Origin of the sequence: Stenotrophomonas sp. BIGb0135, assembly GCF_024810105.1 — a bacterium.
GTDB lineage: Bacteria > Pseudomonadota > Gammaproteobacteria > Xanthomonadales > Xanthomonadaceae > Stenotrophomonas > Stenotrophomonas maltophilia_AB.
In genome coordinates, this window is sequence record NZ_JANUDX010000006.1 from 59569 (window position 1) to 82962 (window position 23394).

Genomic DNA, 23394 nt, shown 5'->3' on the forward strand with positions numbered 1-23394 from the left:
GGGCACCGCCGCCGCGGCGTGTCACCGGAAGGCACGGATGCTCAGCGGTTGCCGGCGCCCAGCCGCGGCGACGGGCGCGACACCACGTAAGCCGCGCTGGCGAGGAAGAACAGGCCCACCCCCAGCAGCAGGATCCACGAGGGATGCGCGCCCCAGCAGAACATCGCAAAGCCGACGGCCATGCCGCCGGCCGCGAATGCCTTGCCCTTGCGGCTGACGGCGCCCTGCTCGCGCCACAGGCGCAGGGCCGGGCCATAGCGCGGGTGCGCCAGGAGCGTGCGTTCGAAGCGCGGCGAACTGCGCGCGAAACAGCCCACGGCCAGGATCAGGAAGATGGTGGTCGGCATCACCGGCAGCAGCGCACCGATCACCCCCAGCGCCACCATCACCCAGCCCAGGCAGAACCAGAGCGCGCGCATCAGCGCTGGTCGAACTCGAGTTCGACATGGCCGTGCACGCTGCGGAACGCGGTATCGGCAGCCTCGATGACCTGCTGCTCCTGTGCGTCATCCAGGACCACGCCATCCAGCGCCGCGGTGAACTCGCGCCAGTGGCGCGCGGCACCGTCCGGGTGCGCGGCCAGGTGGCGGGCGCCAAAACCGGCGTCCAGGCCCAGCCTGGCGGCCATTTTGTAGAGGATGGTGCCGCCGAGGTTGGAGCCTTCGGCCACGTACAGCCAGCCCAGTGCCGCCGGCAGGGCGAGGTCGGGGTCCAGCCGCAACGGCACGGGTGCGGGCAGGATCTGTTCGAGGTCGGCCAGGTCGCGCGCGATCAACGGCAGGCGGCGGCGCGCCTCCAGGTCCGGCAGCAGCGCATCCAGCGCGGCGTTGGCATACAGCGCGTCGATGTCGCGGTGGAAGCGGTACTGCACGCGCAGGAAACGGGCGAACTGGCCGCGGCTGGCGAAGATGTCGCCAGCCATGATGCGCTTGTCCAGCGCGCCGTGGCTCTCACGGGTGGCGGCCTTGAGGCGTTGGCTGCGGGTGGCTTGGGGAGTATCGATGACGATCATGGCGATGCTTGGAGGGGGAAGTGGGGCGCGGTTCTCTGTTGAAGACGTCTGTCACGGCTGCAACCCCAAGCCCATTGTCGCGTGGGGAGCGCTGCGTCCCTCACATGCCACCGTCACGGCCTTGCCCCGATAATACGGGCCACGCCCTGCCACTGGAATGACACGATGATCACCACCGAACCCCGCATGACCAATCTGTTCCTGCAGCTCGGGCTGGACGCCAGCGACGAGGCGATCGCCGCCTTCATCCGCGACCACCAGCTGTCCAACGAGATCCGCCTGATCGAAGCGCCGTACTGGAATGACGGGCAGCGCCAGTTCCTGACCGAGCAACTGCGCTCGGATGCGGAGTGGGCGATCGTGGTCGATGAGCTCAGCGAAGCCCTGCACGCGGATGCAACCGCGCAGGCCAACGCCGGCTGAGCGATCACGGGCATCTGATGCCGGCCGACGCCGCAGGTGCCGGCCGGATGCACGCAGGGGCCGGCAATGCCGGCCCCTGTCGTGTCCGGGCATCAGTAGCGGTAGGTCAGCGCCAGCCGCACGATCCGGCCCGGTGCCGGCATCACGCCCAGCGCCAGCGGGTCCAGGTAGTAGCGGTCGGTCAGGTTGTCCACGTTGAGGTCGACCGCGAACTGCTCGCTGGCCTGCCAGCTGGCGAACAGGTCCACCACCGTCGCCGGGCGGTACAGCTGCTGGATCGCCGACAGGCCCACGTTCCACTCCTTGTCCAGCTTGCTGATCGGGCCGCCGTTGTGGATGACCCGCGTGCCGACGCTCAGGCGCTGGTCGAACAGGCGCGAGCCCAGGGTCAGGTTGACCGTGTAGCGGGGCGGGTTCTGCGTATTGCTGTACGACCCTTCGAAGCCGCCATCCACGCAGTCCGGGGTAGCGGCGAGCTCGGCGATCCTGCGCTGTACGCCATAGGCGCGTCGCTCGGCGGCGATGTCCGGGGCGCAGGTCTTGGCCTCGATGTAGTAATGCGCCGACAGGTCGGCGAATACCTTGCCGGCGTCGTAGCTGGACTGGAACTCCAGGCCCGATACCTTGAAGCGCTCGATATTGCGGATGTAGCCGGCCGACAGCGTGCGGTAGTCGCGGGTGATCAGGTCATCGATGCGGGTGTTGAAGTAGGCCAGCTTGAAGGCGGTGGTATCGCCTTCGGTGAACATGCCCTGCCTGACCGTGCTCGCGCCCGCTTCCCAGGTGCCGGCACGCTCGGGCTTGAGCTCGCCGCCGACCGGCTTGGCCGCGGTGAACAGGCCGAGCGTGCTTTCGAACAGGCTGGGCAGCTTCACGCCCTCGGCGTACTTGATGTACACCATGCTGTCTTCGTCGAAGCGGTAGGTGACGCTGGCGGTGGGCATGAAGGCGTGGTCGGTGCGGCGGATCGGCTGCGACCAGGTCCAGCGGGTCGGCACGATCAGGTCCTGCGCCTTGGTCAGGTCATGGAAATTCCAGCCGGTGATGTCGGCCACCGTGCCCTTCTTGTACGGCGACGCCAACAGCGAGGCCTCGGTGAACTGGCCGTTGGCATCGGGATACCAGTTGAGCATGGCGATGCGCTTGGCCAGGTACGCCGGCCGCTTCGGGTCGCCGTTGAGCAGCTGGGTGTAGCGGTACTGGCCGATCACCGACTCCTCCTCCACCGTGGCCAGGCGGTTGCGGTCGTGGATGCCGACCCGGTTGAAGCGCCCGCCCAGCAGTACTTCCCAGTGTTCGTCGGGCTGCCACTTCATGGACGCCACGGCGCTGTATTCCTTGCGCTCGGCGTTGCGCAGGAAGCGGTTGTTGATCAGGTCGTCATGCTTGATCGGCGCGCCCTTGCCCGGGCCGACGTCCTCGTTGCTGAAGGACAGGCCGTAGTCGAAGGTGAACAGGCCGCCGCCATCGGTGAGCAGATGGGTGGTGTTGGACACGTCCAGCCCCAGCCGCTCCTGGGTCATGTCGTTGCGGTAGGCGTCCTTGTAGCCCGGGTCGGTGTTGAACGTCGGGCCGTCATACCACTCGGTGCGCCGATCGAAGTACCACGGGGTGATGCCGGTCAGGCCGTTGTACATCAGGCTGTCGGCCTGGGTGTACCAGAGGTTGGCCTTGAGGTCGACGAGGTCGTTGCCCGGGTCGAACCGGTAGCGCAGGTTGTAGGCATCCAGGTCCACGCTGCCCGGCGACCACTGCGGCACGCGGTCGCGGTCCACGCGGATGATCTGCGAGGCCATGATCTCGCCCTGGTGGCCACTGTAGTGGCGGTAGCCGGCTTCCAGGGTCTGGCTGTCATCGATCCGCCAGGTGCCCTTGACCAGCACCGAGTTGGATTTGGAGGAGGTGTTGAACACTTCGGTGTTGGGCGGGTTCAACGGTGCCAGGGTGCGGCGGGTCTGCGGGAAGTCGTCATAGCCGTGCTTACCCGCGTAGTAGTTGCCGGTGTCGCGCCAGGCGTAGGCGGCCACCAGGTCGAACCGGTCCCAGTGCTTGCCACCGGCGATGTTGGCGAATTGCCCGCCCAGGCTGGTGCGGTCGGTGCGGGGTGCCGCATCGTAGGCCGGCACGTCGCGCGCGCTGCCGTTGGAGACGCCGGTGCGCACCCGCAGGCCCAGATCCTGGCCCTCGCGCAGCACGTCGCCAATCTTCAGCGTTTCCATCTCGACCACGCCCCCAATGCCGCCGGAGGCGTTGACGCCCAGGCTGGGGCCCTTGGTGACGGTCAGCGTCGACACCAGATCCGGGTCCAGGTAGGTGCGCTGCGATTGGCCGGCATAGCCGCGGTAGGTATCCATGGTGGACTGGCCACCATCGATGATCACCGGAATGCGGCTCTGGCCCTGGATGCCGCGGATGTTGAGGTCGAGCGCATTGGCGGTGCGCGGATCGCCGGCGGTCACGCCGACCACGCCCTTGACGATGTCGGCGGTGGAGGTGCCGCGGAAGCGTTCGATGGTGGCGCGCGGCACGAACACGCTGGAGCCGGAGGTACGGTACGCATCCAGTGCCCGCGCTTCATTGCTGTCGCCATCCGCCGCCTGCTCGCCGGCCACGCGCAGCGCCGCGGTGACGATCACCCCGTCCTCGCGGCTGGCCGTCGGGGTGCGCTCCAAGGTCACCGCATCGGTGCCCACCGCGCGCATCGCCAAGCCACTGCCACGCAGCATCTGCTGCAGCGCCACCTGCGCATCGAGCTCGCCACTGACCGCACTGGAGCGCAGGCCGTCGGTAAGCGCGGCCGGCCACGCCACCTGCACGCCGGACTGGCGCATGTACACCCGCAACGCCTCGGCCAGCGGTTGCGCGGGGATGTCGAAGCGATGCGGGGTGGCAGTCCCGGCAACAGCGGACTGGGCCAGCACCGGCAGTGCAGGCACAACGGCCAGGCCCGCGGCCAACAAGGCGATGCACAGACGGGACGGGCGCAGGGTACGGCCCGGGTGGGAGTTGAGGCGCATGATGGAACCTGTCGAAAAGGCGAGACCGCCGGAGCGGCGTCCCCGCACGAGGCGTGCGGGCGCTGCGACGTACGTGGCGGCGGCGGGTACGTTCGGGAGGTGAGACGAACGGGGTGGCCACAGCCCCAAGATCAATTCACGCGGCAGTAGCGGGTTGGCGCGTGGCGCGGCTACGGCGTGGCCGCAACCTGCACGATCGCCACGCCCATCGGCAACCGGGTGACGCGCAGCCCGGCGCTGCCGGCCAGCGCGTCCAGCGCCTGTTCCGGGCGATCGGTGCGGAAGGCGGCGTTGACCCTCGGCAACTGCGAGAGGTCGCCGCGCACGAAGGTGGGCCCGCGCCGATAGCGGCCGATGCGTTGCACCGCATCGGCCACGCCTGCCGCATCCAGCAGCAGTTCGCCTTGGCGCCACGCGGCGATCCGATCGGCGGCGATGTCGTCCAGGCGCTGCACCGGTCCGCCCGGCACGAACGCGGCGCGCTGGCCGGCCTGCAGCCAGGTCCAACGCCCACCTTCGCGGGCGGCCACGCGCACCCTGCCCTGCTCGACCTCGGCCTGCACCCCGCCCGCCTCGCGGGACACCACGAAGGCGGTGGAAATGTCTTCGACCACGCCCCCCGCCGCCGCCACCTCGAAGCGCTGCGGTTGGCCCGGTGCCACCTCGAACCAGGCGCGGCCGCGCAGCAGATCGATCCGCCGCCGGGTGCCGTCGAAGTGCACGGCGATGGCCGAGTCCGCATCCAGCACCGCACGGCTGCCATCGGGCAGGGAGACCTGCGCGATGGTGTTGAGGGTGCGGTGGTCGGACTGCAGGCGCAGCCATGTCTCCGGCGCTACCCAGGCCAGGGCCAGCACGGCCGCGGCGGCCAACGACCAGCGCGCCACGCGTTGCCGCGGGCGCCGCGGCGCGCCGACTACCGCCCGCGCGGGACGCGGGCCCACGCTGCGCCAGAGTTGGCGCTCGTATTCGAATGCGCGTCGATGCCCTGGCCGCGCCAGCCAGTGTTCGAACGCCTGCATGCCGGCCTCCTCCACCGCGCCGGATGCCAGCCACGCAAGCCAGGCCCGGGCCTGGACGGCAACGGGCTCGGACGAAACGGACGGCGGCGTGGCCGGGTCGATGGGAGGCGGGCTCATGGCTGGCGGAAGGTCGCGGTGCAACGCAGGGAAGGAAGAAGGTACGCAGTAAACGCACCGGTATGATCAAGACGAACGACGCGGGCAGTTCCCCAACGTGATCGCCGCCACGCAGCCTCCTCAGCGTCCGTTGCGCGCCCAGGCCAGGCGCTGCAGCGCGTTGCGCACGTGGTTCTCCACCGTGGTCACCGACACCTTCAGGCGCCTGGCCACCTCGGCCTGGGTCAGGCCCTGCAGGCGGTTGAGCCGGAAGATCGTGCGGGTGGGCTCGGGCAGGTGCGCGGCCGCCGCCAGGACACGCTGCAGTTCATCCTGGGCCATGGCCTGCTCCTCGGTGGACAGCACTTCGTCCGCGCCCCACAGGTAATGGTCGGCCAACAGGCGCGCGCGGCGGGTGCGTTCGCGCCCATGGTCGGTAGCCAGGTTGGTCGCCAACCGGTACAGGTAGGCGCGCGGGTTGTCGATCGCCTGGCCGCCGTCCACGCCGCGGGCCTTGAACCAGATCGCCTGGATCACGTCCTCGGCACCGCCATCGTTGCCCAGGATCCGCTGCACCAGGCGCAGCAGCGCCGGGCGTTCGCGGATCAACAGGTCCGTCAGGGTGGAAGCGTTGCTGGACATGCAGGCAGGCGCAGGGCGAGCGCAGGGAGCCGGGGGAGGAAGGCGCGCCATCCTACGCCTCAAATGCGAATGCGTCACGTTTAGCCCGCAGGGATTATCGTTCGCGGTCGCGGCCCGGACGGCCTGGCAACGCCACCGGCAGGTACCAGGGCGGCGATGCGGTCATCCATCGCCACCTGACGCGCCGCGCGCCGCCACGATCGCACGGCTCGCCCCGGACGCTCACAGGCACGCGGTCAGGCCGTCATACACGGTAAGGCGGGTGCCCGGCAGCACGGCATCGATGGGCTGCGGGCCTTCCAGCGTCGCCAGCAGCAGAGCCAGCGGGGTGTGGTCGGCGAGCGGCACCCGGCACGCCCAGGACCGGGCATCCACCACCACCTCGCCGGTCTGGGCGTCCACCCGCGCGGTACTGCCGGCGAAGGTCCAGATGCATTCGTGCACGGTGCCGCTGCTGGCCTGCACCGAACAGCGGAAGCGCTGCGGCTGAAGGTTGGCGTACTCGCCCTCGCAGAAGGTGTCGCCACAGACGCCGTCGAAACCGCGTACCAGCGCCGCCTCCACCCGGCGGAAGCGCTCCCAGCCGGCGACCTGGTCCGGAAACTCGCGGGCGTCCACATAGCGGTCTGCCGCCAGTGCCGGCGCGACGGGCAGCAGCACTGCCGTGATCAGGGCGATCCGCTGGAGGGCAGCGGGGCGGGCACATCGGAAGGGCTGGGTCATGCGGATCACTCCAGGGGCGCCCGCACGGCGGGCAAGGGGGCGGCTCACAGGCAGTCCATCAGGCCGTCGTACAGGCTGCGGTCCGTGCCCGGCAGGCGACGGCGCAGCACCTCCGGCCCCTGCAGGGCCGCATGGAACGCCTCCACCGAGGTGCCCGGCGCCAGCGGCACCCGGCAGGTCCAGCGGCCGTTGTCCACGTCGACCCGACCGCTGACGGGGTCCACCGCCAGGTTGCTGGCGGCCAGCACCCAGACGCAGGCCTGCACGTGGCCGCGCCCGGCGTGCACCGAGCAGCGGAACTGCAGCACGCGGTAGTCGCTGTAGGCACCCTCGCAGAACGTGTCGGCACAGACCGCGTCGAAGGCCTGCATGAGGCGCCCCTCCAACGCATAGAAGCGGTCCCAGTTGGCTTCCTGCGCGGGGAAGTCGACCAGATCGACGTAATCGCCGGCACGGGCCGCGCCCGGCGGCGCGCACGTGGCCAGCACCAGGGCAGGCAGGAGAAACAGGCGGGTGCGCATCGGGTGGCTCCAGGGGCAGAGCATCCATCGTCTATGCCGGTGTCGACGCGGCCCATCGGTACAGACCCTGCCGCGGGGTCAGTAACCGCTGCCATGGCGGGTCCGGGCGAACCCCTGCGGGGCCGGGTCGACGACGACGCCACCGGATCGCTGCACGAGGACCGGCAAAGGGCCTAAAATGTCGGACTTTGCGCCCCTACCCCCTCTCGGAGTAAACCCATGGGTCTGGAACTCGTCTCGCCCGGCAAGAACCCGCCGGAAGAAATCAACGTCATCATCGAAATCCCGAAGGATTCCGAGCCGGTGAAGTACGAAGTGGACAAGGAAACCGGCGCGATCTTCGTCGACCGCATCCTGTCCACCCCGATGCGCTACCCCTGCAACTACGGCTACGTGCCGAGCACCCTGTGCGGCGACGGCGATCCGGCCGACGTGCTGGTGGTGCTGCCGCTGCCGCTGGTGCCGGGCTCGGTGGTGCGTTGCCGTCCGGTCGGCGTGCTCAAGATGAGCGATGAGGCCGGCAGCGACGAGAAGATCCTGGCCGTGCCGATCTCCAAGGTGTTCAGTGGCTACGCCCACGTGGAAGACATCGAGCAGGTGTCCAGCCACTGGCTGGAGCGCATCGGCCACTTCTTCGAGCACTACAAGGACCTGGAAAAGGGCAAGTGGGTCAAGCTGGACGGGTGGGGCGGCGCGGCCGAGGCCAAGCAGATCCTGGTTGACGCGCACCAGCGCTACCTGGGCAACATCGCCTGAGACTGAACGGCATCGCTCCGGCGCAGGTGCGCTGGAGCGATGAACATCACGTTTTTTGAATGCGGCACATCACTATTTGTGCCGGATTGGGTACATTGCGTCTTCACACCGTCCACGGTGCGTTTCACCGTGGTCAGCCAGGGGACTGTGTCGTGCGTATTCTGCTTGTTGGGGACCAAGCCAGCCTCTCGGCTGAGCTGATGGATTTCATTGCCGATCTTGGGGAAGAGTGGCAACCGTTGACCGCATCCGATGGCCAGGCGGCCATGAACATCGTCGCCGCCGGTCCGATCGACGCGGTGATTGCCTGCCCTACCCTGCCCGATCTCAACGCCACCACGCTGCTGGGCCAGATCCGGACGCTGCGTCCGGAGACGATCCGCATCGCGCTGGTGGAAGCGGCCCAGGGCAACCGGCCGCCGCCGGCGCGCCTGATTGGCGTGGCCCACCGCTTCCTGCCGATGCCGCTGGCACCGGAAGTGCTGCTCGAAGCGCTCACCAGCCTGGAAGAGCTGCGCGAGCTGCTGGACAGCGCGCGCCTGCGCAGCGCGATCGGCCGTATCGAAAAGCTGCCCTCGCCGCCGCACCTGTACCTGAGCCTGACCCAGGCACTGGAACACGACGACGACACCAACACCGCCGACGTGTCCAAGCTGGTGGCGGCCGACCCGGCCATCGCGGCCAAGGTGCTGCAGCTGTCCAATTCGGCGTTCTTCAACAGTGGCCGGACCATTTCCGACCTGCGCACCGCGGTCACCCGGCTGGGCCTGTCCACGCTGCGCGACCTGGTGCTGGCCAGCGAAGTGTTCTCCGCGCCACCGCTGTCCGGTGCCGAGCGCAACTCGCTGCAGCAGCGCGCGCTGCTGGCCTCGCGACTGGCGGCCAAGCTGCTGCCGGACTCCAGCGCCGAGCTGGGCGCCACCGCGGCGCTGCTGGCCGACATCGGTCTGCTGCTGCCGGGCGTGCGCAACGAGCGCCTGCCGGCCGAGCCCGGCGATGATCGCCCCGGGCATGCCGAGGCGGGTGCCTACCTGCTGGGCCTGTGGGGCCTGCCGATGCCGATCATCGAGGCGGTCGCCTTCCACCTGCAGCCGCAGAAGTCCAACACCCGCAGCTTCTGGGTGACGGGCGCGGTGCACGTGGCGCTGGCGCTGATCAACGGCGATCCGGTGGACGAGGATTACCTGCAGCGGGCCGGCGTGCTGCAGAAGCTGCCGCAGTGGCGCGACCATGCCAACGGGCTGATGGGGCTGGTGGCTGCCGAGGCCTGAGCCTGGCGACAGGCAGGGATGGCACAGGATGGCGCGCCGTGATGGCGCGCCATCGTCGTTTCAGCGCTGCGGACAGGCGTCCAGCACGCAGTCGCGCCACAGCGCCTCGCAATACGCCGGCAGATGCTGGCCCGAGGCGATGCACTCCTGGCGGAGCTGTTCGCAGTAGCGGCCACCCTGGCACACGATGAGGCCGGCCGAGGCGCTGCCGGCGATGGCGATGGTGCCGAGGAACACGGCGGCGAGTTTCTGAGCGAACGTCATTTTCATATCGATCTCTCAATCGTCCGTCATTGGACCGATTGACCGTATCAACTGACGATCCGCGCAGAACGTGATTGCGATCACCGTAAGAGCAAACTCAGAATTTCCTGACCCCCTGAACGCAGAGAGGGCGGACCTTGCGGTCCGCCCTCCGTGTAGTGCTACACAGCGTCGATGGATCAGAAGCGCTGGGTGTACTTCATGTACAGGAAGCGACCGATATCGAAACCGCCGTAGTAGGCGAAGCTCGAGTTCGGTGCCGAGTACATCAGCGGACCCTTGTGGTCGAACAGGTTGTTCGCACCGACGGCAATGGTGGCATCCCACGGCGCCTTCCAGCTGACCTGCAGGTCGTGGAAGGTGTTGGAGCCGGTCTTGCGCAGCGGTTCGGCTTCGCCGTTGGCCATGTGGTTCGGGGCATTGCACCAGAACTCGCCGGTGTCGATGCAGTCTTCCTTCATGCCGGAGTAGTAGCGCGCGGTGTAGTTGACACCGAAGTCGCCCATCGCCCAGTTGATGCCCACGTTCGAACGCACGCGGAACAGGCCGGCTTCGCCGACGCGACCGATCATGATGTTCTGACCGGCGGCGTTCTGGCCCTGCTCGTCATACTTGGACAGGTAGCTGGTCTGCCAGTCGATCGAGAACTGACCGATGGCCAGTTCCGGCAGGCGGTACTTGATGCCCAGGTCGTAACCTTCGGTTTCCATCTTGCCGAGGTTGGCGGTGCCGTAGGTCAGCGCGCTGACGTGGCCATCGCTGGCACGGACGACGCCTTCGCAACGGGCCGAATTGCCGAGCACGTAGCAGTCGCGCAGGATGCGGTCGACGCTGTCAGCGATGATCATGTCGCTGATTTCGTACTTGTACCAATCCAGCGAGATGTCCAGGCCCTGCACCCAACGCGGGCTCCAGACCAGACCGGCGGTCGTGCTCTTGGAGGTTTCCGGCTTCAGGTTCGGGTTGGCACCGGAGACGAACTGGTCACCGGACTGGCACGGCAGGGTCGAGCAGACCTTGTTGCCCTGGCCCAGCTGCACGTAGTCGGCCGGAACGCCCGCCGCCGAGCACGGACCGTTGCCGGCGACGCTGCCCGGTGCGCTGGTGCCGCACGGATCGATGTAGGACTCGAAGCTCGAGCTCAGGCCACCGTACAGATCGGAGATGGTCGGCGCGCGGAAGCCCTCGGCGTAGGTGCCGCGGACCAGCAGCTCGTCCATCGGACGCCAGGTCAGGCCGAACTTGCTGTTGGTGGTGCCACCGAAGTTGCTGTAGTCCGAGTAGCGGCTGGCCATGTTCAGGGTCAGCTCCTTGGCGAACGCCATGTCCGCCAGGATCGGCACGTTCAGCTCGAGGTAGACCTCGTTCAGATCGTACGCGCCGCGGGTCGGCTTCTGGCCCAGGCCGGTGGACTGGCCCGACTGCGCGAAGGCATCCGGGGTGTAGCTGCCTTCTTCCTTGCGGTGCTCGACGCCCATGGCGAAGCCCAGGTCACCGGCCGGCAGGGTCACGATCGACCCGGCCAGGTTCGCGGTGAAGCTGGTGGTCTTGGTGATGCCGCGGGTGGTGAAGGTCGGGAACAGGAAGTCCTGCAGCTCCTGGTCAGCCAGCGAACCCTGGCCCGAGACGCCATACGGCAGCAGCGGGTTCCACGGGCGGCAATCGCCCAGGATCGGGTTGGCGGCCGTGCCGCAACGGGCAACGCCGGTGCCGTCGATGAACGACGGGCCCAGCGCCTGGCGCGCCGCGATCAGGCTCATGTCGCCGCGCTGGGTCTTGATCGACTCATTGCGATTCCACAGGGCGCCGACGTCCCAATCGAACGACTTGCCGCCCAGCTCGAAGAAGCCGCTGACGGTCGGTGCGAAGCGCAGGGTCTTCAGCTGGCTGTCGGTGGTGCGCGGCACTTCCCACAGGCGACGGCGGAAGCTGACGTCCTGGCCACCCACGCCATTGACGGCGGTCGGGTTGAACACGCTCGAACCGGACAGCGGGGTGTTGATGGTGGTCGAGTTGGACTGGTACGGGTAGCCGGCGATCTGCTGGAACGTCTGACGCTCGTTGTAGAGCAGGTCGGTGTTCAGGCTGATCGAATCGGTGAAGTCGTACGTACCGTTGATGTAGACCGACTTGCGCTTGACGCCGGTCAGCAGGGTCATCTGCTCATTGGCGTTGGAGTACTCGTCCGGGGTCAGCTCGTGGTAGTCGTTCGGATTGGTCGGGTTGCCGCCCTGGTTGAGGGTCTGCCACACCGCCGTCTTGGACGTGCGCGAGCAATCGAACAGCAGCGGGTTGCACCAGGTGCTGTTCTGGCTGATCGGGCTCCAGTCTTCACTGGTGGAGTTCGGGCCCAGTGCGCCGTCACGGCTGTACCAGCGGTCCTTGGCCCACACCGGGTCCTGCTTGGAGTATTCGGCCGACAGGGTCAGGCTGCCGCGCTCGCCCTTGGCACCCAGGGTCATCGAGTACTGCTGGCTGTCACCGTCGCCGTTGCCGTACTGGCCCACGTAGACGCTGGCTTCGCCGCCTTCCACGTTCTTGCGGGTGATCACGTTGACCACGCCGGCGATGGCGTCGGACCCGTAGATGGCCGAGGCGCCGTCCTTCAGGATCTCGATGCGCTCAACGGCCGACATCGGGATCTGGCTCAGGTCCTGCAGGCCTGCGGTGGAAGCGCCCAGGCGCTTGCCGTTCATCAGCACCAGGGTGCGCTCGGCGCCCAGGTTGCGGATGTCGACGTAGTAACCGCCGACGTTCTCGCCCGATGCCAGCGACTCCGAACGCGAGATGGCCGGCGAACCGGCCGAGGTCAGGTTGTTCAGCACGTCCGCGACGCTCGAGAAGCCCTGCTTTTCCAGGGTCTCACGGGTCATCGTCAGGATCGGCTGCTGCGTCTCCATGTTGGCGCCGCGGATGCGCGAGCCGGTGACCGAGATGCGGTCGAGGTCAGTGGTGCCGGAGGCAGCTTCCTGCGCCGAGGCAAAGCTCGGCGCCAGCGCCAGCGCAATGCCGGCGGGCAGAAGGCCCAGCCGCACTGCGGGAGTACGAAAATTCATTTATCTCTCCGAGGTACGTTAGTAGCGTGTTAAAACGCCTCGGAAAGTTACGACTGCGTTACGGTTAATTATTTGCGGGATGCCACCGGAGACTTTGCCGACTTTGGCGACAGCATTCCCACGCTCTCGCGGAAGCCTGACGCAGACTGCCCGTAACGCGCGCGAAACGCCCGTGCGAAGCTGCAGCAGTTGTCAAATCCACTCGCGGCCGCCACTTCGCCGATCATCATGTCGGTATCACGCAGCAGGTCGGCCGCACGCTCCAGGCGCAGGCGCGCCGACAGCGACTGCGGGCTTTCCTCGTACAGGCTCTGGAAGGTCTTGGACAGGTACCAACTGGAGAAGTTGGTCAGCTCGGCCAGTTCGCCGATGCGCACCACGCGGTGACTGTTGCCCTCCAGGAACAGGCGCGCACGCTGCATGCGGCCGAACACCTGGCGCTTGCGCACGCGCGAGCGGCCCGGGCAACGCTGCACGCCGGTGGCCAGCACGCGCTGCAGCGAGGCCAGGTGCAGCAGCACCGGGCGCAGGGACTGGGCCGGCTGGCCGCTGGCCAGCGCGTCGCGCCACAGGCGCAGGGCCACGCGGACTTCGCTGCGGCTCATGCTGCCGCGGCCGGCGTACAGGCTGCAGTCGTCCAGCTGGCCCAGCGCGCGCAGCGCATCCGGGGTCAGGCTCAGCCCGATGCACAGCCCGTCGCGACCGGCCTGGATCATCGGCCGGGATTCCTTCTCGAAGGCGATCCACTCGCGCTGGCGCAGGCGGAAGCGGCCTTCCTTGGATTCCACCCAGGCGCTGCCACGCAGCTGCATCCACACGGTGAAGGTGGTGCCGGCGGTCTGCAGGCTGCCGAGCCGGGCCACGCCCAGACAGGTGGGCAGCGCGCCGTCGTCGACGATCTTGTCCAGGGAAAGCGATTGGCCGCGATCGGCCAGGGAGAGCTGACGCATGACTGCACCGTGTTTGCCGTTACTGGGCAAACGTTTTGCCAAATCAGGCCGACGCGGTCAGGAAGGTTCAACGAGATTCATCCGAATTCGACACGAGGCCGATACGAAGGAATCACGAAGACTATTTTCCCTTTGGCAACAAGGCGTTGGAGATGGCGGAAAACACCGGGGCAGGCGCATCGGGCAGCGTCATCACGCCGATATCGGCGCCATCGGCGACCGCCAGGGCCACGTACAGGGCGCTGCCATCGCGCTGCGCACTGAAGCCGTTGCCGGCGCTCAGGCGCTCGCCGTCCAGGCAGTACTCGACACCCGGCGCGCCGGCCGTGATGCGCGAGAACAGCGTGGCGCAATCGGCGCGGTTGGACAGGTAATCGACGCTGCCATGTGGGGCCACGGTCCAGGTGCGGTAGCGCCAGCGCGATGGCCGGTCATCGCTGACCTGCTGGATGCTGTCGGCAGTGAGCTGCGCATCGGCCGACCACAGCCCGCCCGCCGACAGCCGGGTGAACAGCACGCGCCGGGTGGAGGGATCGAAGCGCGCCTGCGAGACCCCGTCGATGCTGCCCAGCAGTTTCCACGGCGTACTGCGGCGGTCGAACAGGGACAGCCGCATGCGCTCGTGCTCGTCGCGATCGACCACCAGCAGGTGCTGGGCATCGGCGGCATACAAGGCCTGCAGCGGTTGCGCGACCGGCACCGGCAGCGCCACCACCTGTTCGTCGCGCGGGGACACTTCATAGATGATCGGATTGGCCTGCGCATCGCGGCCGGACACCAGCAGATGGGTGCTGTCCGGCGACCAGTCGGCGGCCTGCCGGGTCTCCGGGCGCAATCCCTCGACCGGGCGCAGCGATTCCGGGCGGCCCAGGTCGGCCCACCACAGGCCGTAGTTGCCGGAGCGGTCGGAGGTGAACACCAGTTGCCGGCCGTCGGGCGCGAGCATGGGCTGGCCATCGCGGCCGTTGGAGGCGAACAGGCGCTCGGGCTGGCCCGGCCGGCCGTCGGTGAGCGGCACGCGGAACAGGCCGAACTGGGCCTTGCGGTGGACGAAGGCGAGCATTTCGCTGTTGCGCGCCACTGCCGGCGACTGCGCATCGTCGATGCCGACATCGCGCAGCGTGCGGGTCTCCACGTCCAGCTCGTACAACCGCGATTCGCTGTCCACGCGCCGGCCGAACACGATGTGGCGGCTCTCGCTGCGCCACGCCCAGCCACGGATCTCGGCCGAATCGTCGGTGAGCTGCTCGGGCACCCCGCCGGCGGCAGGCAGGCGCCAGAGGTCGCCGATCTGCGGGTTGCGCACGAACACGATCCAGCGTCCATCGGGCGAGTAGCGCGGGGCGTAGTCGAAGCTGTCCTCGGCGACCTGGTAGTCCAGCGGCGTCCAGCGCCCGCTGGCGATATCCAGCACGCGGATGCCACGGTGAGCGAAGCGGCCGGCCAGCGAGCCGAACACCAGCCCACGGCCATCCGGGGTCCAGTCGAAGCTGAGCAGTTCGGTGCCGTCGCAGCGGGTGACGTGGCGCACCGCGCCGCCGGTGGCACTGGCGATCAGCACCTCGCAGCCGGCATCGGGACCGAAGCGCGCAAAGGCGATCTCGCGCCCGTTCGGCGACCAGTTCGGAAAGCGGTCCGAGTAGCCGTCCGGCGTATCGGCAAGCAGCCGCGCGGGGGCGTTGCCGGAGGTCTGCACCTTGATCGTGCTGCCCTGGCGTGCGCTGCTGTCGGCCTCGTAGGCCACCTGCGAGCCATCCGGGGAAAGCGTGGGATAGGTCTCGAAGCCGGCGGTGGCGGTGATCAGTCGATACGGCCGCTGCGGGCTGCCGACCACGCGGCTGCCATCCTCGAGCACGCCGCTGCCGGCGGAGGCCGGCGCAGGCCGTTGCAGCAGCAGCGCGGTCATCACCAATAGCGCGATCAGCATGGCGATGCCCAGCGCGAGCAGCACGTAACGCCGCATCCGTCGCCAGCGACTGCGCGGCGACGAGGCGACGCCATCGTCCGTGCCCGGCGCACTCGAAAGCACCGCGTCGGCGGAACTTTCGAGTGCGTCCGGCGCGGGCGCCGCGACAGCATCCTGCACGGTGACCGGCACGAGCAGGCGGTAACCGGTCTTGGCGATGGTCTCGATGTACGGCGTGCCGGTGACATCGTCACTGCTGAACGCCTTGCGCAACTGGGTGACGGCCTGGGTGAGCACATCGTTGGTCGGCAGCGTATCGGGCCACACCTCGGCGAACAGTTCATCGCGGGTGACCACCGCCCCCGGCGAGCGCATCAACGCCTTCAGCACGCCCAATGCCTTGGGCGTCAGCCGACGTGGACGGCGCGCGCCCGGCACGCTGACCTCACGGGAGGACAACGTCACGGTGCAATCGCCGATCCTGATCACATCGACTGGGGGAGACTCGCTAGTGGGGCTGATCATTCCGGTGCTACGAGTGAATGCAGAACAACAGGAACGCAGCATCCATCGCAACCGAACACCGATCGAACGAACCGCCAGATTCCGCACATGCCATCAGCGCAAACCGCAAAAAAACTGAAGCGCGCGAATACTAGCCTATGCCGGTTAACTGCGCCTGTGCGCGTGGACAACATCAGGCTCTCTCTCGCCGACGAATTCACATAAATCGCTTCAGTATTCGCGCCTTCGGGCGCGAATTTTTTATCTGCGATTCAGTTTCGTCCACGCCGAAGCATGGTCAATCCGACCAGCCTGGACACCACCAAAGCCACGTACATCACGCCTGCAAACTGCTCCAGCATGACCAGTGCCCGGGCCTGTGGATGCACCGGCACGACATCGCTCAAACCGACCCCGGACAGCAAGCTGAAGCTGAGATAAAGCAGCTCCATCCAGGTGCGCAATTCGGTTTCGCTGGTGGCCAGGAAACTGCCCGGGTACCACTGCTGGCAGACCGAGAAGGCGAACGCGAATGCCCAGGCGAGCAGGGTGAATGTCGCCCCGGCCGCAAACAGCTCGTCGCGGGTGACCTTGTGGTCCTGCAGCATGTAGGCGGTGAGGCTGCCGGCGGTATAGAAGTACAGCAGGCACTCCAGCAGTTGCGCGGTGGTGGTGAGTGCGGGCCGGCCCAACAGGGCGCCGCTGATGGAGAACACCACCGAGGGAATCGCCAGCAGCAACGCCAGCCACATGCCCAGCGGGCTGCGCCGCACCACCCACAACGCCAGGCCGAGCACGGCAATGCCGAACGCGCCGAACACCGCGCGGCTGGCCCCGGCCTCGTCCATCGCCGGGTACAGCAGCACGCCCAGCAACTGAACACCGAGCAGCCAGGCCGACGGATGCCGGCGGGCGATGGCCAGCCATTTGGTGGTGCGTGCGATGGCCATGCCAGATCCCTTCCCTGCCCCGGTTGCCGCCGAGCTTAGCGCGTTGCCCGCGGTGGTCGCATGAGCGTGCCGGGACGGCGAGCGCGCCGCCCCGGCACGGCCCATCACGCCTGTCGGTACACGTCCGCGCCCAACGCGCGGAACTCCGCCGATTTGCCGGCCATCCCGTCCTGCAGCGCGTCCTGTTCGCCCAGGCCATGCTCGGCGGCATAGTCGCGCACGTCCTGGGTGATCTTCATCGAACAGAAGTGCGGGCCGCACATCGAACAGAAGTGCGCCAGCTTGTGCGCGTCCTTGGGCAGGGTCTCGTCGTGGAACTCCTTGGCCTTCTCCGGATCCAGGCCGAGGTGGAACTGGTCCTCCCAGCGGAACTCGAAGCGCGCCTTGCTCAGCGCGTTGTCGCGCACCTGCGCGCCCGGATGGCCCTTGGCCAGGTCCGCGGCATGCGCGGCGATGCGGTAGGCCATGATGCCGTCGCGCACGTCCTGGCGGTTGGGCAGTCCCAGGTGTTCCTTCGGGGTGACATAGCAGAGCATCGCCGTGCCGTACCAGCCGATCATCGCCGCGCCGATCGCGCTGGTGATGTGGTCGTAGCCAGGCGCGATGTCGGTGGTGAGCGGGCCGAGCGTGTAGAACGGCGCTTCACCGCACTCGCGCAGCTGCTTGTCCATGTTTTCCTTGATCAGCTGCATCGGCACGTGGCCGGGGCCCTCGATCATGGTCTGCACGTCATGCTTCCACGCCACCTTGGTCAATTCACCGAGGGTTTCCAGCTCGCCGAACTGCGCTGCGTCGTTGGCGTCGGCGATGCAGCCCGGGCGCAGGCCATCGCCCAGCGAGAAGGTCACGTCGTAGGCCTTCATGATCTCGCAGATATCCTCGAAGTGCGTGTAGAGGAAATTCTCCTTGTGGTGGGCCAGGCACCACTTGGCCATGATCGAGCCCCCGCGCGAGACGATGCCCGTCACCCGTCGGGCGGTGAGCGGGACGTAGCGCAGCAGCACCCCGGCGTGGATGGTGAAGTAGTCCACGCCCTGCTCGGCCTGCTCGATCAGGGTGTCGCGGAAGATCGGCCAGCTCAGGTCTTCGGCACGCCCATCCACCTTCTCCAGCGCCTGGTAGATCGGCACCGTGCCGATGGCGACCGGCGAGTTGCGGATGATCCACTCGCGCGTTTCATGGATGTGCTTGCCGGTGGACAGGTCCATCACGGTGTCACCGCCCCAGCGGATCGCCCACACCAGCTTTTCCACCTCCTCGGCGATGCCCGAGGACACCGCGCTGTTGCCGATGTTGGCGTTGATCTTGGTGAGGAAGTTGCGGCCGATGATCATCGGCTCGCTTTCGGGGTGGTTGATGTTGTTGGGCAGCACGGCACGACCACGGGCGATCTCGTCGCGGACGAACGCCGGGGTGATCAGCGCCGGGATCGAGGCACCGAACGCCTCGCCGGGATGCTGCCGCAGCAGCGCCGCCTCGCGGACCGCCTCCAGCCGCTGGTTCTCGCGGATGGCGACGAACTCCATCTCCGGGGTGATGATGCCGCGGCGCGCGTAGTGCATCTGGGTGACGTTGGCGCCGGCCAGCGCGCGACGCGGCTGGGTGCGCGACGGGAAGCGCACCGCATCCAGGCGCGCGTCGAGCGCGCGCGAACGCCCGAACGCGGAGCTCAAGCGGGCCAGCGGCTCGGTATCGCCGCGCTCGGCCACCCAGCCTGCGCGCAACGCCGGCAGCCCGGCGGCAAGGTCGATGGCGGCCTGCGGGTCGGTGTAGGGGCCGGAGGTGTCGTACACGGTGACCGGTGCGTTCTCTTCGCCGCCGAACAGCGTCGGGGTGCGGGTCAGCACGATCTCGCGCATGGGGACCTGCACGTCGCTGCGCGATCCGGGCACGTGGATCTTGCGCGACCCCGGGATCGGCCGGGTGACCGACGTGGAGAGTTGCTGGGCTTGCTGCTGCAAGGTGGGGTGCGGTGCGTTCATCTGGCTTCGTCCTGGATCGGTTTCCGCACGGGACGTGGCGGAAGGGACGAAGCGGCGGCGCACGGCGGACGCATCACGGGCCGCCGTCGGACGAGGGCCCGATGGCGCAATGCGTCACCTGTTGCGAAGCATCCCTACGCCGGTGTCAACCGGATCAGGTTCGAAGGGACTATCTCAACCGTGGCCGTTGGGCCGCGGTACCCCCGCTTCGGGGCGAATTAGACCACAACACCGACGCGATTGGCGCATCCCCGACGAGCGCGTCGGCGGCGCCGGCTTGAACGTGAACAATGCGCTGACAGTGCATGGCCTAGAATGCTGCGGCGCGGCAGGGCCTCTCCCGTCCGCAGCGGAGTTCCGCATCGCCCGGCATCGACCGGCTTGAATCGCCCCAGCGGGTGTTGTCGCGCTGGAGACGGCAGGCATTGGCTCGCCTCATTCGTACGGAGAAACTCCCCGCATGGTGTTTCGCATTTCCATCGCACTGATCGTCATCCTGGTGCTGATCGCCGGCCTCGCGCCCGGCCCCTTCAACGACGTGGTGCAGAGTGGCCTGGGCCACATCATCCGCAGCACCGGCTGGCTGTACCTGCTGGTGGTGTTCATCACCCTGTCGTTCCTGATGTACCTGGCGTTCGGCCGGCTGGGTTCGCTGCGCATCGGCGGCGAAGATGCCGAGCCGGACTTCTCCAACGCGAGCTGGATGTCGATGCTGTTTGCCGCGGGCATGGGCATCGGCCTGGTGTTCTGGGGGGCCGCCGAACCGATCTCGCACTTCATCAAGCCGCCGGAAGGATTGGCGCCGCAGAGCATGGAGGCCGCCCGTGCCTCGATGCGCTATGCGTTCTTCCACTGGGGCCTGCATCCGTGGGCGATCTATGCGCTGATCGGGCTGGCGATGGCCTGGTTCCAGTTCAACCGCAACGGCCGCGGCTTGATCAGCGACCTGCTGCAGCCGCTGATCGGCGCCCACCACCGTGGCTGGATCGGCACGGTGGTCAACGTGGCGGCCGTGGTGGCAACGGCCATCGGCGTGGCCACCACGCTGGGCTTCGGCACGATCCAGATCGCCGCGGGGCTGCAGCGGGTGTTCGGCATCCGCGATTCGATCCCGGTGCAGCTGACCATCATCGCGGTGGCCTTCGTGCTGTACATGGCCTCCACCACCAGCGGGGTCAACCGCGGCATCAAGTGGCTGTCCAATTTCAACCTCGGCCTGGCTGCGCTGCTGCTGGCCCTGGTGCTGGTGCTGGGGCCCACCGGCTTCATCTTCGATACGTTCACCACCACCATCGGCTCGTACCTCAATTCGCTGGTGACGATGAGCCTGCGCATGTCGCCGTTCTCCGGCAGTACGTGGGTGGCCGACTGGACGATCTTCTACTGGGCGTGGTGGATCGCATGGGCGCCGTTCGTGGGCTCGTTCATTGCGCGGGTCTCGCGCGGGCGCAGCATCCGCGAGTTCGTGCTGGGCGTGGTGATCGCGCCGAGCGTGCTGGGCTTCCTGTGGTTCTCGGTGTTTGGCGGGACCGCGCTGTGGTCGCAGATCTTCGGGCACGTGGACCTGGCCCAGGCGCTGGGCAACGGCTACGAGACGGTGCTGTTCACCATGTTCGACAGCCTGCCGATGCCGACGGTGCTGTCGGTGATCGCGCTGGTGCTGCTGATGATCTTCTTCGTGACCTCGGCCGATTCGGCGGTGCTGGTGCTGGCGACGATGTCCACCGAGGAAGCCGGCGATCCGCCGCTGGCACGACGCATGGTGTGGGGCGTGGCGATCGCGCTGATCGCCGGGGTGTTGCTGCTGGCCGGCGGCCTGACCGCGCTGCAGGGCATGATCACGATCGCGGCGCTGCCGTTTGCGCTGCTGATGCTGCTGGTGATGTGGTCGCTGTACCGGGTACTCGATACCGAGTACGCCCTGCAGCGCCGCCGCGCCCAGCGGGCGCGACGGATGATGGACGAGTGGATCGAGCGCGAGATCGCCGCGCAGGAAGAAACGCGCGACGAGGCGGCGCGGGCACCTTAGTGGTGTGGCCGTGAGGCCCGTGGGTGGGGCGGGGCGGGAGAGCAGCCGAGCGTGGCTCGGCTCTACCTGGGATGGGTCGCGATTGTCGGGGGGGTGATGGTGCGTGGGCGTTTCGCGATCCCGTGCACCCTGCCCTTGGACACATGGCTGGGCGGTTGGGGAGAGCAGCCGAGCGTGGCTCGGCTCTACCTGGGATGGGTCGCGATTGTCGGGGTTGGGGTGATGGTGCGTGGGCGTTTCGCGATCCCGTGCACCTCGGCCTTGGGGACATGGCTGGGCGGTTGGGGAGAGCAGCCGAGCGTGGCTCGGCTCTACCTGGGATGGGTTGCGATTGTCGGGGTTGGGGGGTGATGGTGCGTGGGCGTTTCGGGATCTTGATGGGTCACGGCCGGTGGGCTGGGGTTGACGTTGCACTGGTAGTGCCGAGCCATGCTCGGCAGCAACATTCCTCAGCCAACGGCCCCCAGACAATGAGCGCGGAAGGCGCAGCCACGCATGGCGTGGCTCTGCCTCGCGTGGTCAGTACCCCGCCGCCTGCCCATCCTTGCGGCTCTCCGATGCGCCGTAATACACGCCGGTGTCCGGGTCGCGCAGGATCGCCTGGTAGCCGCCGTACGGGCCGTCGGCGAATACCACCCGGTGGCCCTTGCGCATCAGTGCGCGCACCGTCTCGTACGGGAAGCCGGTTTCCAGGTTGACCTCGCCGCCGTCGCTCATCGCGGTGGCCTGCCCGGTCGGTTCGGTCGAGCCCTCGTGCTGGATGCGCGGTGCGTCGCCAGCCTCCTGCAGGTTCATCCCGAAGTCGACCATGTTCATCACGATCTGCGCATGCCCCTGCGGCTGCATCGCCCCGCCCATCACGCCGAAGCTCATCCAGGGCTTGCCGCCCTTGGTCACGAAGCCCGGGATGATGGTCTGGAACGGGCGCTTGCCCGGCGCATAGCCGTTGGGATGGTCCTTGCGCAGCACGAACATCTCGCCGCGATCCTGCAGGATGAAGCCCAGCCCCGGCGGGGCCATGCCGCTGCCCATGCCGCGGTAGTTGGACTGGATCAGCGACACCATCATGCCGTCCGCGTCGGCCACGGTCATGTAGATCGTGTCGCCCTCCTCGAGCTGCCTGGGCGTGCCGGGCTGCACTTCGCGCAGGGCCTTGTCCATCGAGATCAGCGCGCGACGCTCGGCGGCGTAGCCCTTGGACACCAGCTTGGCCACCGGCGCCGGCTGGAACGCCGGGTCGGTGTAGAACCGGGCGCGGTCGGCGAAGGCCAGCTTCTTGGCCTCCACGAACAGGTGCACATGCTCGGGTGAGCCAAAGGCGATCTTCGAGAAGTCGTAACCCTCCAGCACATTGAGGATCTGCAGCGCCGCAATGCCCTGGCTGTTGGGCGGCAGTTCCCACACGTCATAGCCGCGGTAATTGCTGCTCACCGGCTCGACCCACTCGCCGTGGTGGCTGGCCATGTCCTCGTAGCTGAGGTAGCCGCCATTGGCCTTGAAGTAGCTGCCGATGGTGCGGGCGATATCGCCCTTGTAGAACGCGTCGCGGCCGCCTTGGGCGATCTGTTCCAGGGTGTTGGCCAGGTTCGGGTTCTTCCACAGCTCGCCCTTGCGCGGCGCATGCCCGTTGACGGTGAACTGTTCCTTGAAGCCGGGGTACTGCGACAGCTTGGGCACCGAGCGGTCCCAGTAGTAGGCGATCACTTCGGCGACCGGGTGGCCCTCGCGCGCGTAGCGGATGGCGGGGGCCAGGTTGTCGGCCATCGCCTTGCGGCCGAAGCGCTCATGCAGCGCGAACCAGCCATCCACGGCGCCGGGCACCGATACCGGCAACGGACCGGTAGCCGGGATCTCCTTCAGTCCGCGGCGCTGGAACTCGGCCAGGGTCAGCGACTTCGGCGACCGGCCCGAGCCGTTGTAGCCGTAGAGCTTCTGTGTCTTCGGGTCCCACACGATGGCGAACAGGTCGCCGCCGACGCCATTGCCGGTGGGCTCCATCAACCCCAGCGCGGCGTTGGCCGCGATCGCCGCGTCCACGGCCGAGCCGCCGCCCTTCATCACGTCCAGCGCGATCTGGGTGGCCAGCGGTTGGGAGGTGGCCGCCATCGCGTGCGGGGCGATCACTTCCGAGCGGGTGGCGAAGGTGTGGCCGGTGATGCGGTCGGCGGCGATGCCGGCAATGGGGAGGGCACACAGCACGGCGGCGGCAAGCAGGCCGCGGGCAAGACGTCGGGGCACGGGAGGTTCCTGGAGGGGTGGTAGCCCCACCG

At 67.9% G+C, this 23394-nt stretch carries 18 protein-coding genes and 1 riboswitch; of the genes, 4 read left to right on the forward strand and 14 right to left on the reverse strand.

Annotation, left to right across the window (positions count from 1 at the left end; all coding sequences use genetic code 11):
* Positions 1 to 41: 41 nt before the first annotated feature.
* Positions 42 to 419: a YbaN family protein gene (locus M2421_RS13510; RefSeq protein ID WP_259207536.1), complete on the reverse strand. Its 378-nt coding sequence runs from the start codon at positions 417 to 419 to the stop codon at positions 42 to 44.
* The gene (locus tag M2421_RS13515; RefSeq protein ID WP_259207539.1) at positions 419 to 1012 is read right to left on the reverse strand and encodes a biliverdin-producing heme oxygenase; all 594 of its coding nucleotides are present in this window, start codon (positions 1010 to 1012) and stop codon (positions 419 to 421) included. The genes M2421_RS13510 and M2421_RS13515 overlap by 1 nt, the downstream gene beginning before the upstream one ends.
* Before the next feature lie 165 nt (positions 1013 to 1177).
* Here M2421_RS13515 and M2421_RS13520 point away from each other — a divergent pair, with 165 nt between their 5' ends.
* Positions 1178 to 1435: a DUF2789 domain-containing protein gene (locus tag M2421_RS13520; protein ID WP_259207541.1), complete on the forward strand. Its 258-nt coding sequence runs from the start codon at positions 1178 to 1180 to the stop codon at positions 1433 to 1435.
* 92 nt (positions 1436 to 1527) lie between these two features.
* On the opposite strand, the gene M2421_RS13525 is transcribed toward M2421_RS13520, so the two are convergent.
* The 5 genes from M2421_RS13525 to M2421_RS13545 form a co-directional block, all read right to left on the reverse strand.
* The gene (locus tag M2421_RS13525) at positions 1528 to 4452 is read right to left on the reverse strand and encodes a TonB-dependent receptor (RefSeq protein WP_259207543.1); all 2925 of its coding nucleotides are present in this window, start codon (positions 4450 to 4452) and stop codon (positions 1528 to 1530) included.
* 170 nt (positions 4453 to 4622) lie between these two features.
* Positions 4623 to 5591, reverse strand: a complete 969-nt coding sequence (locus tag M2421_RS13530) for a FecR domain-containing protein (RefSeq protein WP_259207545.1) — start codon at positions 5589 to 5591, stop codon at positions 4623 to 4625.
* Positions 5592 to 5711: 120 nt separating this feature from the next.
* Positions 5712 to 6212 (reverse strand): RNA polymerase sigma factor, encoded by a 501-nt coding sequence (locus M2421_RS13535; RefSeq protein ID WP_259207547.1) that lies wholly within the window; start codon positions 6210 to 6212, stop codon positions 5712 to 5714.
* 222 nt (positions 6213 to 6434) lie between these two features.
* Positions 6435 to 6935 carry a hypothetical protein gene (locus tag M2421_RS13540; protein ID WP_259207549.1) on the reverse strand — a complete coding sequence of 167 codons (501 nt, stop codon included), beginning with the start codon at positions 6933 to 6935 and terminating at the stop codon, positions 6435 to 6437.
* A gap of 44 nt (positions 6936 to 6979) precedes the next feature.
* On the reverse strand, positions 6980 to 7456 hold the full coding sequence (locus M2421_RS13545) for a hypothetical protein (protein ID WP_259207551.1): 477 nt from the start codon (positions 7454 to 7456) through the stop codon (positions 6980 to 6982).
* 219 nt (positions 7457 to 7675) lie between these two features.
* Between M2421_RS13545 and ppa the strand changes: the two genes are divergently transcribed.
* Together ppa and M2421_RS13555 are read left to right on the forward strand one after the other, a co-directional pair.
* Positions 7676 to 8212, forward strand: a complete 537-nt coding sequence (gene ppa / locus M2421_RS13550; RefSeq protein WP_259207554.1) for an inorganic diphosphatase — start codon at positions 7676 to 7678, stop codon at positions 8210 to 8212.
* Positions 8213 to 8364: 152 nt separating this feature from the next.
* On the forward strand, positions 8365 to 9483 hold the full coding sequence (locus M2421_RS13555) for a response regulator (protein ID WP_259207556.1): 1119 nt from the start codon (positions 8365 to 8367) through the stop codon (positions 9481 to 9483).
* 60 nt (positions 9484 to 9543) lie between these two features.
* Here the strand turns inward: M2421_RS13555 and M2421_RS13560 are convergent, their stop codons facing one another.
* From M2421_RS13560 to thiC, 6 genes are all read right to left on the reverse strand, one after another.
* Positions 9544 to 9753 (reverse strand): hypothetical protein, encoded by a 210-nt coding sequence (locus M2421_RS13560; protein ID WP_259207557.1) that lies wholly within the window; start codon positions 9751 to 9753, stop codon positions 9544 to 9546.
* 173 nt (positions 9754 to 9926) lie between these two features.
* Positions 9927 to 12803, reverse strand: coding sequence for a TonB-dependent receptor (locus M2421_RS13565; protein ID WP_259207560.1), 2877 nt, complete (start codon positions 12801 to 12803; stop codon positions 9927 to 9929).
* Positions 12804 to 12871: 68 nt separating this feature from the next.
* Entirely contained in the window at positions 12872 to 13753 is an 882-nt protein-coding gene (locus M2421_RS13570) for a helix-turn-helix transcriptional regulator (protein WP_259207562.1), read from the reverse strand.
* A gap of 121 nt (positions 13754 to 13874) precedes the next feature.
* Positions 13875 to 16184, reverse strand: a complete 2310-nt coding sequence (locus M2421_RS13575; protein ID WP_259207564.1) for a winged helix-turn-helix domain-containing protein — start codon at positions 16182 to 16184, stop codon at positions 13875 to 13877.
* 251 nt (positions 16185 to 16435) lie between these two features.
* Positions 16436 to 17113, reverse strand: coding sequence for an ion channel (locus M2421_RS13580; RefSeq protein ID WP_259207565.1), 678 nt, complete (start codon positions 17111 to 17113; stop codon positions 16436 to 16438).
* A gap of 104 nt (positions 17114 to 17217) precedes the next feature.
* The gene (gene thiC, locus M2421_RS13585; protein WP_259207567.1) at positions 17218 to 19095 is read right to left on the reverse strand and encodes a phosphomethylpyrimidine synthase ThiC; all 1878 of its coding nucleotides are present in this window, start codon (positions 19093 to 19095) and stop codon (positions 17218 to 17220) included.
* A gap of 113 nt (positions 19096 to 19208) precedes the next feature.
* Positions 19209 to 19310, reverse strand: a riboswitch (TPP riboswitch).
* 245 nt (positions 19311 to 19555) lie between these two features.
* Between thiC and M2421_RS13590 the strand changes: the two genes are divergently transcribed.
* Positions 19556 to 21124 carry a BCCT family transporter gene (locus M2421_RS13590; RefSeq protein WP_259207568.1) on the forward strand — a complete coding sequence of 523 codons (1569 nt, stop codon included), beginning with the start codon at positions 19556 to 19558 and terminating at the stop codon, positions 21122 to 21124.
* A 519-nt stretch (positions 21125 to 21643) separates the two neighbouring features.
* Here the strand turns inward: M2421_RS13590 and ggt are convergent.
* Positions 21644 to 23362: a gamma-glutamyltransferase gene (gene ggt / locus M2421_RS13595; protein WP_259207570.1), complete on the reverse strand. Its 1719-nt coding sequence runs from the start codon at positions 23360 to 23362 to the stop codon at positions 21644 to 21646.
* Positions 23363 to 23394 lie beyond the last annotated feature (32 nt).